Consider the following 2621-nt stretch of genomic DNA (forward strand, 5'->3'; position numbering starts at 1 on the left):
TCTTCGCCGACGGCGGCAAGATCGTCGCCGAACGCTACAAGCTCGATCTGCCGAACTACGGCGAGTTCGACGAGAAGCGCGTCTTCCAGGCCGGACCCGAGATCCAGGGGCCGGTCAATTTCCGCGGCGTGCGCATCGGAATTCCGATCTGCGAGGACATCTGGGGCGATGTCGATATCTGCGAGACGCTGGCCGAAAGCGGGGCGGAAATCCTGCTGGTGCCGAACGGCTCGCCCTATTATCGCGCCAAGATCGATGTCCGCCACCAGGTCGTCATCCGCCAGGTCATCGAATGTGGGCTGCCGATGATCTATGCCAACCAGCTTGGCGGCCAGGACGAGCTGATCTTCGACGGCGCTTCGTTTGCCATTGGCGCCGACAAGACACTTGCCTTCCAGATGAGCCAGTTCGAGGAAGCGGTCGACGTCACCACCTGGAAGAGACAAGGCGATCACTGGGTCTGCTCGGAAGGGCCGATGTCGAAAATCCCGGACCGGGAGGAGGCCGACTATCGCGCCTGCATGCTGGGCCTGCGCGACTACGTCAACAAGAACGGCTTCAAGAACGTCGTGCTTGGTCTGTCCGGCGGCATCGATTCGGCGATCTGCGCGGCGCTGGCCGTCGATGCGCTCGGCGAGGAACGGCTGCGCGCGGTGATGATGCCCTACCGCTATACCTCGAAGGATTCGCTCAAAGATGCCGAGGATTGCGCCCGCGCTCTCGGCTGCCGCTATGACATCGTGCCGATCTTCGAACCCGTGGAGGGCTTCCTGCACGCGCTGACGCAGATGTTCGAAGGCACCAAGGAAGGTATCACCGAGGAGAATTTGCAGAGCCGCGCACGCGGCACCATCCTGATGGCGATCTCCAACAAGTTCGGCTCGATGGTCGTCACCACCGGCAACAAGAGCGAGATGTCGGTCGGTTATGCCACGCTCTATGGCGACATGAACGGCGGCTTCAATCCGATCAAGGACCTTTACAAGATGCAGGTCTACGCGCTGTCGCGCTGGCGCAACAGCCACGTGCCGCCGGGTGCGCTGGGCCCCTCGGGCGAGGTGATCCCGAAGAACATCATCGACAAGGCACCGTCGGCGGAATTGCGCGAGAACCAGACCGACCAGGATTCGCTGCCGCCCTATCCGGTGCTGGACGATATCCTCGAATGCCTGGTCGAGAATGAGATGGGTGTCGACGACATCGTCGCGCGCGGCCATGACCGGGCGACGGTGACGCGCATCGAGCACCTGCTCTACATCGCAGAATACAAGCGACGGCAGGCGGCGCCGGGCGTGAAGATCACGAAAAAGAATTTTGGCCGCGACCGCCGCTACCCCATCACCAATCGTTTCAGGGATCGCAGCTAGGTACCGAAAGCGCACGCGGCGCGGCCGGAGACAACCATGCCCGATTGTGAGATCAGCTTCGACATGTCACGGATCGATTTCCGTGCGACATCGGACCTGTTGATGGCAAGCTATTGGGGCGCCGGACGCACTGACGAAGTCCATCGCCGCGCCTTTGCCAATTCGCTTTGCGTCGGCGCCTATGTCGATGGCAGGCAAGTCGGCTTCGGCCGGGCGATCACCGACCGCACCGTATTCGCCTATCTCGCCGATCTCATCATCTGGCCGGAGAATCGCGGGCAAGGCATAGGAAGCCGGCTCGTCCAGGCCCTGATCGACCATCCGGAGGTCAGGACCGTTTTCCATTGGAGCCTGTCGACCAGCGATGCCCATGGCATGTATGAAAAGCTCGGGTTCAAGCCATCGACCGATGGCCGCTACATGCGCTTGGATCGCGTTCCTAAATGAGGCGCGGCTTGCCCGCCATTGTTGCAAAATAATCGCAGTGGTTGGACCAGATACGCTTTTGGCGTCAGCCCGTCTTGGCGGTGCATCGGAGCGTCTCTATAAGAACCCCTCCGCAATTGTCTTGCGGGAGGTCCGAATGGCAGTATTTCACATGGTAATGCGAGGCCGCGAAGCCTAGGTCTCATCCGGCGCTCAGCGAAGGTTTGCCCTTCGTGCCGATGCCGAATCGAGCACAGGCTTTTGCCGATGCCGGTCGCCGCCCGATTATGGGCGAGACGCCAAATATGCCACTCCGCTTTCCGGGCACTCATTGGCCCCTTGCGCGGCTTCTTCAATTTTCGACCTACTGGGATCGGGCTCGTTTGTGCCCGAATGACATCATGGCTCGTTTCAAGATCGATTTGCGCGCGAGCGCCTTTCGCAGCGTTCTCGGCTTCACGCTCACCCATTGGCGGCGCCAGCCGTGGCGGCTCTCGCTCATCATGGCCAGCTTCCTGCTGTCGACGCTGGCCGATGTACTGACGCCGCTCTATTCCGGCCGGCTGGTCGACGCCGTCGCCAGCAGCGCCGGCGCCGACGCGATTGCCTGGAATGCCGCGCTGACGGCGTTCTCAATGTTGATGGCGCTGGCGCTGGCCGGCGTCGTGTTGCGCAACCTGGCGTTCATGGGGATCGTCGAGCTGACCTTGAAGATGATGGCCGACATCGCCGCCGATGCTTTCCATCGCGTTCAGCGCTTTTCCACCGACTGGCATGCCAATAGCTTTGCCGGCTCGACCGTGCGCAAGGTGACGCGCGGCATGTGGG

The 2621-nt window shown here is 61.7% G+C and carries 3 protein-coding genes; all 3 read left to right on the forward strand.

From position 1 onward, the window contains the following. On the forward strand, positions 1–1367 hold a 1367-nt coding region (locus EN914_RS31520; RefSeq protein ID WP_127389509.1), incomplete at its 5' end, for an NAD+ synthase. Positions 1368–1403: 36 nt separating this feature from the next. After that, positions 1404–1814 carry a GNAT family N-acetyltransferase gene (locus EN914_RS31525; RefSeq protein ID WP_024503556.1) on the forward strand — a complete coding sequence of 137 codons (411 nt, stop codon included), beginning with the start codon at positions 1404–1406 and terminating at the stop codon, positions 1812–1814. Between the two features lie 380 nt (positions 1815–2194). Then, a partial coding sequence (locus EN914_RS31530) for an ABC transporter transmembrane domain-containing protein (RefSeq protein ID WP_206527288.1) occupies positions 2195–2621 on the forward strand: 427 nt, incomplete at its 3' end.

The sequence above is a fragment of the Mesorhizobium sp. M7A.F.Ca.CA.001.08.2.1 genome (assembly GCF_003998455.1).
In the GTDB taxonomy this organism is placed as follows: Bacteria; Pseudomonadota; Alphaproteobacteria; order Rhizobiales; family Rhizobiaceae; genus Mesorhizobium; species Mesorhizobium ciceri.

What these genes read in the sequence shown, in the direction of transcription:
- EN914_RS31525 (WP_024503556.1), top strand. Translation starts at nt 1,404, where the DNA reads ATGCCCGATTGTGAGATCAGCTTCGACATGTCACGGATCGATTTCCGT.